Annotated in this window: 7 protein-coding genes; all 7 read left to right on the top strand. The window is 41.6% G+C overall.

The window, feature by feature from the left end; genetic code table 11:
- Positions 1-669 precede the first annotated feature (669 nt).
- The 7 genes from rpmH (at position 670) to rsmG (ending at position 7,415) form a co-directional block, all read left to right on the top strand.
- Positions 670-804 carry a 50S ribosomal protein L34 gene (gene rpmH, locus V5M37_RS28900; protein ID WP_066059809.1) on the top strand — a complete coding sequence of 45 codons (135 nt, stop codon included), beginning with the start codon at positions 670-672 and terminating at the stop codon, positions 802-804.
- Positions 805-1,122: 318 nt separating this feature from the next.
- Positions 1,123-1,470, top strand: a complete 348-nt coding sequence (gene rnpA, locus V5M37_RS28895; protein ID WP_213116953.1) for a ribonuclease P protein component — start codon at positions 1,123-1,125, stop codon at positions 1,468-1,470.
- Positions 1,471-1,626: 156 nt separating this feature from the next.
- Positions 1,627-2,400, top strand: coding sequence for a YidC family membrane integrase SpoIIIJ (gene spoIIIJ, locus V5M37_RS28890; RefSeq protein WP_423800264.1), 774 nt, complete (start codon positions 1,627-1,629; stop codon positions 2,398-2,400).
- Positions 2,397-3,023 (top strand): RNA-binding cell elongation regulator Jag/EloR, encoded by a 627-nt coding sequence (gene jag / locus V5M37_RS28885; RefSeq protein ID WP_378586297.1) that lies wholly within the window; start codon positions 2,397-2,399, stop codon positions 3,021-3,023. The genes spoIIIJ and jag overlap by 4 nt, the downstream gene beginning before the upstream one ends.
- Positions 3,024-3,324: 301 nt before the next feature.
- Positions 3,325-4,710, top strand: coding sequence for a tRNA uridine-5-carboxymethylaminomethyl(34) synthesis GTPase MnmE (mnmE, locus tag V5M37_RS28880; RefSeq protein WP_423800263.1), 1,386 nt, complete (start codon positions 3,325-3,327; stop codon positions 4,708-4,710).
- Between the two features lie 77 nt (positions 4,711-4,787).
- Positions 4,788-6,677, top strand: coding sequence for a tRNA uridine-5-carboxymethylaminomethyl(34) synthesis enzyme MnmG (gene mnmG, locus V5M37_RS28875; protein WP_423800262.1), 1,890 nt, complete (start codon positions 4,788-4,790; stop codon positions 6,675-6,677).
- A gap of 21 nt (positions 6,678-6,698) precedes the next feature.
- Positions 6,699-7,415 carry a 16S rRNA (guanine(527)-N(7))-methyltransferase RsmG gene (gene rsmG, locus V5M37_RS28870; RefSeq protein ID WP_423800261.1) on the top strand — a complete coding sequence of 239 codons (717 nt, stop codon included), beginning with the start codon at positions 6,699-6,701 and terminating at the stop codon, positions 7,413-7,415.
- Positions 7,416-7,478 lie beyond the last annotated feature (63 nt).

The following is a 7,478-nucleotide window of genomic DNA, read 5'->3' as shown; positions in this document are numbered from 1 at the left end:
TAGTTTCCCTCCTTTTTATTTAAATACTCCGATGACGTTAAACTCCTAAGAAACGTTATCTATTTGAATTATTCATCTCTCATTCGGTGCAATATTGGGTATGAAAATTTTTTTCATCCGTAAGTACAACCTATTAATTTATTAAAATATGAACAGTGCTTGTGGAAAACATATAATAAGGAAATAATGTGGAGTTTCGACAATATCCACCTCTTGTGGACAAGTTTTTACAGAACCGTTGTATAAACTATCCACATATTATCCACAGTTTGTGGATAAAGGTTATGGGTGACAAAGTTATTCAGAGTGAAAACACAAATATAATAACAAATAATATAAAGGTTTGCAATGGTTTTTCAATATTTATCCACAACCCCGGCAGGCTGTGTATGAAAATTGTCCACAGGTTGATAATTTGTGAAAATCCTGTCAATATCTTGTGTGGATAGTCCGAAATTTGTCGATTTTTTATCCACAGAGGATTGAGAGAAGCCTTCAGGCTATTTTTTATCTAAACGGGCAAAATAATTCTTACCGAACCGAATCAAAAGGATCTGGGAAAAGGTAACAATATTAGGACAGTAGTTGACAATTTAAAGTTAACATCTTTATAATAAGTAAGACTGTCGTTTTAAATTTATAGGCTTATCCTCTGGGAGGTGTAATATAATGAAAAGAACGTATCAACCAAATAAGCGTAAGCACAGCAAAGTTCACGGTTTCCGCAGCCGCATGAGTTCAGCAAACGGACGTAAAGTTCTTGCTCGCCGTCGCCGTAAAGGAAGAAAAGTATTATCAGCTTAGACCACTGAAACGTCTCAGTGGTCTTTTTTTAAATCACTTTATAAATGAAACTCGCCGATTGGCAAGTCCGATAGGACGGTTCATGAGGCGTAGTTGAATTTATACTTTCTTATTAGCTAAAAAAATGCTTTTTGATTCAGAACAACGTTGATTGGAGCGGAAGGTGCGAACTCCTGCGGGAGTACGGGATAGGGGTGGCCAACAGGAGCAAAGCGACGAGTAGGCTCCCCTGACCGTCCGCGAACCGCTTGCGCCTGGAGCGGAAATCAACAGACCTGTTTAACAGGGCCTTGAGAATAAGGAGGACTGTTCGATTTTATGAAAAAGGAGCTCCGAATTAAAAAGAATCAGGACTTTCAAGTGGTTTTTCAAAAGGGTCGTTCTTTTGCCAACCGGCAATTTGTTGTCTATTCATTAGAAAAAGAAGGACAGAGCCATTTTCGAATTGGATTGTCTGTCAGTAAAAAACTAGGCAATGCCGTAACAAGAAATCAAATTAAAAGATATGTCAGGCAAGCAATTTTCGAGCTGAAAGAACAATTAACGCCAGGAAATGATTATGTGATTATCGCCAGGAAGCCTGCCAGCGAAATGGACTTTTTTGAGATCAAAAGCAGTCTAACCCATGTATTAAAAGTTGGTAAGGTTTTAAGAAAAAATGATTAGGTGATAATTGTTAAGGAATTAGCCAATTTCAGCACAAACTGAGCAGACATAACCTGTATAAAAATGATAAAATATCCTTTGAAACAGAGCATCAGGGGAAATACATAAAGAGGACAAGCAATTATCTATTATAAAGAAACAAGGAGGAAAAACTGGTTGAACAAACGAATATTATTGTTATTCGGACTGCTTTCTGTATTCCTGCTGCTGACTGGCTGCAGTGAATTCAATAAACCGATTACAGAAGAGAGCACAGGTTTTTGGAATGAATACATTGTTTATCCATTATCATGGCTGATTAAAGAAATGGCTTATTTACTTGGTGGAAACTTTGGATTATCAATTATCGTTGTTACTATTCTAATCCGCCTGGTGATCCTGCCGCTGATGATTAAACAGACAAAAAGCTCAAAAGCAATGCAGGCTTTGCAGCCGGAAATGAAAAAGCTTCGTGAGAAATACAGTTCAAAAGATGCAAAAACACAGCAAAAGCTCCAGCAGGAGACGATGGCCCTTTTCCAAAAGCATGGGGTTAACCCAATGGCGGGCTGTTTCCCACTAATTATTCAAATGCCGATTTTAATTGGGTTTTATCATGCAATTTCGAGAACAAGAGAAATTGCCCAGGATAGTTTCCTTTGGTTTGATCTTGGTGAAAAGGATCCATATTATATCTTGCCGATCGTTGCAGGGATCACTACATTTATTCAGCAAAAAATCATGATGGCAGGCCAGGAGCAGAACCCGCAAATGGCGATGATGCTTTGGATGATGCCAATTATGATTGTAATTTTTGCTTTCAATTTCCCAGCAGCTCTTTCCTTGTATTGGGTTGTCGGAAATATTTTTATGATTGTGCAAACCTATTTTATTAAAGGACCGGATTTAAAGGTGCAGACATCCGGTAATGCGGGAGGAGCAAAAAAGTGAAACAGGTAACTGCTACAGGACAAACCGTCGAAGAAGCAGTAGAATCAGCTTTAGCTCAATTAAAGACTTCAAAGGACCGCACTGAAATAAACATCATTGATGAAGGTAAGAAAGGAATTTTTGGCATTTTCGGATCACGGCCGGCGGTAGTAAAGGTGACCGTAATCCATGACCCGATTGAAGAAGCTAAGAAATTTCTGATGCAAGTCGGCGAACAAATGGGTGCACCTGTAAGTATTGATGTGAAGCGCGATGGTAAGCAGGTGCTGTTTGTTATGACAGGCGAGAAAATTGCGCTGCTTATTGGGAAGCGGGGACAAACACTGAACTCTCTTCAATATTTGACGCAATTAGTGATAAACCGCCATTCGGAGCAATATTTTACCGTGATTCTGGATGCTGAGGATTATCGAAACAGACGAAATGAAACACTCATCCAGCTGGCCAACCGCCTGGCGCAAAAAGCTGTTCAAACAGGAAAAGACGTCGCTCTTGAACCAATGCCATCCTACGAGCGTAAAGTTATTCATACTGCCTTATCCGAAAATAAACGGGTCAAAACATCTTCCGATGGAACAGAACCCCATCGCCATATTGTAATTTCACCAGTGAGAACAAGATAACATCCTGCCAAAAGGCAGGGTGTTTTTTTATTATGAAAAGAAAAATATAAAACCCCTGGAGCGGAAATCAACAGCCTTTTTGGCAGTTTTTTTTAAAAAATCGTTGTGAATAACTTTTTCTTTGTGAAAATGTGTTTTATTGTTATTCACATGTGGATAAGTTAAAATAATACAAGGTATTATCAAGTGTGGATAATTCCAGCCAGTTAACTGCAAAGGCTGGCTTTTTTGTGGTATTCTATTATTTTGTATCGAAATCGAAACTTTATATAAATATTGTAATGCTTGCGAGGTGAAAAAAATGGAGTTTGATACAATTGCGGCCATATCGACACCGATGGGGGAGGGAGCCATTGCGATTGTACGATTGAGCGGAAATGAAGCCATTCCAATTGCAGATAAGCTATTTAGAAGTGTCAGCGGAAAGAAATTGGCGGAAATGTCCTCCCATACAATTCACTATGGTCATATCATTGATCCGAAAAGCGGCCAAGTGGCTGAAGAGGTTATGATCTCCTTGATGAAGGGCCCGAAGACTTTTACAAAAGAGGATGTAGTGGAAATTAACTGTCACGGTGGACTCGTCTCCGTCAATCGGGTGCTGCAGCTTGTCTTAAATAGCGGCGCAAGACTTGCCGAGCCAGGGGAATTCACGAAACGTGCTTTTCTAAATGGACGGATTGATTTATCCCAGGCGGAAGCAGTCATTGATTTAATCCGGGCAAAAACTGACCGGGCGATGAATGTCGCCTTAGGACAAATGGAAGGTCGTCTTTCCAAGCTAATTCGCCGGTTAAGACAGGAGATTCTTGAAATTCTTGCCCACATTGAAGTGAATATTGACTACCCGGAATATGATGACGTAGAAGAGATGACACATACAATGCTTTTGCCGAAGGCTCATTATGTAAGGGAAGAATTAAATAAACTGTTGCAAACCTCCCAGCAAGGAAAGATTCTACGTGAAGGGTTGTCGACAGTAATTGTCGGCCGGCCTAATGTTGGAAAATCCTCTTTATTGAATAGTCTTGTTCAGGAGAATAAAGCGATTGTCACAGACATTCCAGGGACAACACGGGACGTTATCGAAGAGTATGTAAATGTCCGCGGTGTTCCGCTAAGGTTATTGGATACAGCTGGTATCAGGGAAACGGAAGATATCGTTGAACGGATCGGCGTCGAGCGTTCCCGCCAGGTTTTAAAAGAGGCGGACCTTATATTGCTGGTGTTAAACTATTCCGATCAACTGACAAAAGAGGATGAAAATCTTTTTGAAGCAGTAAACGGAATGGATGTAATTGTGATTGTCAACAAAACTGACCTGCCACAACAAATTGATATGAACCGGGTTAAGGAATTGGCAAAAGACCATAGGATTGTCACGACATCTCTATTGGAAGACCGCGGCGTTGATGAACTGGAGGAGGCAATCGCTGCTTTATTCTTTGCCGGTTCAATTGAAGCGAAGGATGCCACTTACGTTTCTAACACTCGCCATATTGCGCTGTTGAATCAAAGTTCACGGGCCATAGAGGAAGCAATTGAAGGTGTGGAAATCGGAACGCCTATTGATATTGTGCAAATTGATTTAACAAGAACTTGGGAGCTGCTCGGGGAAATTATCGGCGACAGCGTCCATGAAAGTCTGATTGACCAGTTATTCTCGCAGTTCTGCTTAGGAAAGTAAGACCGCAGTGCGGCGATGCGGCTAGTATAAAAAATAGAGTAATTTTTCCGTTTGAAAAACGGAAAAGGAGGAAAACCATGCAATACGAAGCAGGAAATTACGACGTCATTGTCGTTGGGGCCGGTCACGCCGGCTGTGAGGCGGGCCTCGCGGCGGCAAGACTGGGTGCGAAAACCTTAATGATTACCATCAATCTGGATATGGTGGCATTCATGCCATGTAACCCTTCAGTTGGAGGGCCGGCAAAAGGTATCGTGGTCCGGGAAATTGATGCACTTGGCGGGGAAATGGCCAAAAATATCGATAAAACCCTTATTCAAATCAGAATGCTGAACACAGGTAAAGGTCCAGCCGTCCGTGCACTTAGGGCCCAGGCCGATAAATTTGCCTACCAGCATGAAATGAAAAAGACCTTGGAAGAGGAAACCAACTTAACGTTAATTCAAGGAATGGTTGAGCAATTGATTGTCGAAGACGGAATTTGCACAGGTGTAGTTACCAAAACGGGTGCAGTATACCGTTCGAAAACCGTTGTTATTACAACAGGGACATTCCTTCGCGGTGAGATCATCATTGGCGAATTAAAATATTCCAGCGGCCCGAACAACCAGCAGCCATCCATCAAGCTGTCAGAGCATTTAGAACAGCTTGGCTTTGAGCTGGTCCGCTTTAAAACAGGAACACCACCAAGGGTAAACAGCAACACCATTGATTACAGCAAAACGGAGATTCAGCCTGGCGATGAAGAGCCGAGGGCATTCTCTTATGAAACAACAAAATACATTACCGATCAGCTTCCATGCTGGTTAACCTATACAAATGATCAAACACATTCCATCATTGACCAAAACCTTCATCGTTCACCGATGTTCTCAGGGATGATCAAAGGAACAGGTCCGCGTTATTGCCCATCCATCGAGGACAAAGTGGTTCGCTTTAACGACAAGCCGCGCCATCAAATTTTCCTGGAGCCGGAAGGAAGAAATACAAAGGAAGTGTATGTCCAGGGATTATCGACAAGTCTTCCTGAAGATGTACAGCAGCAAATTATTAAATCCGTTCCAGGACTTGAAAATGCACAGATGATGCGGGCCGGTTATGCCATTGAGTACGATGCCATTGTTCCCACACAACTGTGGCCGACTTTGGAAACGAAAGTTGTCAAAAACCTCTATACTGCCGGGCAAATTAATGGAACATCCGGCTATGAAGAAGCAGCAGGACAAGGTTTAATGGCAGGGATAAATGCTGGCTTGAATGCACTGGACCGCGAAGAGCTTGTGCTAAGCCGCTCCGAAGCTTATATTGGTGTGTTAATTGACGACTTAATCACTAAAGGGACAAATGAACCATACCGTTTGTTGACATCACGGGCGGAATACCGCTTGTTGCTGCGTCATGATAATGCCGATTTGCGATTAACCGAAATAGGGCACAAAATTGGCATGATTCGCGATGAACGGTATCAAGCATTTTTAGTTAAAAAGGCAGCTGTTGAAGCGGAAAAGGAAAGATTGCGTTCTGTTATTTTAAAACCTTCTGCGGAAGTCCAAGAATTAATCAGAAACACAGGCGGCAGCGAATTAAAAGATGGAATCAGAGCCTCCGATTTATTGAAAAGACCGGAAATGACGTATGAACTGCTTGAGACATTGACGAAGTCAGAAGTTCCTATAGATGATGAAGTCAAGGAACAGGTGGAAATCCAAATTAAGTACGAAGGCTATATTGAAAAATCATTACAGCAGGTTGAGCGGTTAAAGAAAATGGAAGATAAGAAGATACCAGAAAATATCGACTACGATGCCATTAGTGGGTTAGCAACAGAAGCAAAGCAAAAGCTGAAGAAAATCAGGCCGTTAACACTCGCTCAGGCTTCCAGAATTTCAGGGGTAAATCCGGCGGATATTTCTATTTTGCTTGTTTATTTGGAACAAGGACGGATTGCCAGAATCGCCAATGAATAATGGAGTGAGGAAGGAACTTTTATGAATATCGAACAATTCGAAACAAGTTTAAAGGAAAAAGGAATTGCTCTAAACAGCACCCAGCTTGGCCAGTTTGAAAAGTATTATGAAACGCTGGTTGAGTGGAATGAAAAAATGAACTTAACGGCAATAACGGAAAAAGGCGAAGTCTATTTAAAGCATTTTTATGATTCCATTTCAGCAGCGTTTTATTTCGACTTTACCAAACCATTTCGCCTTTGTGATGTTGGGGCAGGCGCTGGATTTCCAAGCATTCCGTTAAAGATTGCCTTTCCTCATATTGATGTAACGATTGTTGACTCGCTAAATAAGCGGATCACATTTTTAAATCACCTGGCAGCTACATTAAATTTAGAAAAGGTTCAATTCGTCCATGACCGTGCGGAAACGTTTGGTGTCAATCCAAACTATCGGGAAAGCTTTGATGTAGTGACAGCGAGGGCGGTTGCCAGAATGTCTGTGTTAAGTGAGCTTTGCCTTCCTCTTGTCAAAGTCGGCGGTCACTTCCTGGCATTAAAAGCAGTCAATGCGGAGGAAGAATTAAAGACGGGCCAAAAGGCAATTGCAGCACTTGGCGGCAAACTCCTCAATTCTCATACCTTTAACCTGCCGATTGAGGAATTCGACAGAACGATCATCATCATTAAAAAAGAAAAACAAACGCCAAAAAAATACCCGCGTAAGCCGGGTGTTCCTGGAAAAACCCCAATTGAATAGGTGAATTTGAAGGTTCGGATGGGATTGGATATTTCTTAGGGCTGACAATTTTGCGATAAAAAT

Source organism: Neobacillus sp. SAB-20_R2A (assembly GCF_049568635.1).
GTDB classification, from domain to species: Bacteria; Bacillota; Bacilli; order Bacillales; family Cytobacillaceae; genus Neobacillus; species Neobacillus citreus.
The sequence above is the reverse complement of the archived record's forward strand: the minus strand, read 5'-3'. Positions and strand labels throughout refer to the sequence as shown.

Coding starts and splice junctions, on each gene's coding strand:
- rpmH (WP_066059809.1), top strand. CDS start 670: ATGAAAAGAACGTATCAACCAAATAAGCGTAAGCACAGCAAAGTTCAC.
- rnpA (WP_213116953.1), top strand. CDS start 1,123: ATGAAAAAGGAGCTCCGAATTAAAAAGAATCAGGACTTTCAAGTGGTT.
- mnmE (WP_423800263.1), top strand. CDS start 3,325: ATGGAGTTTGATACAATTGCGGCCATATCGACACCGATGGGGGAGGGA.
- mnmG (WP_423800262.1), top strand. CDS start 4,788: ATGCAATACGAAGCAGGAAATTACGACGTCATTGTCGTTGGGGCCGGT.
- rsmG (WP_423800261.1), top strand. CDS start 6,699: ATGAATATCGAACAATTCGAAACAAGTTTAAAGGAAAAAGGAATTGCT.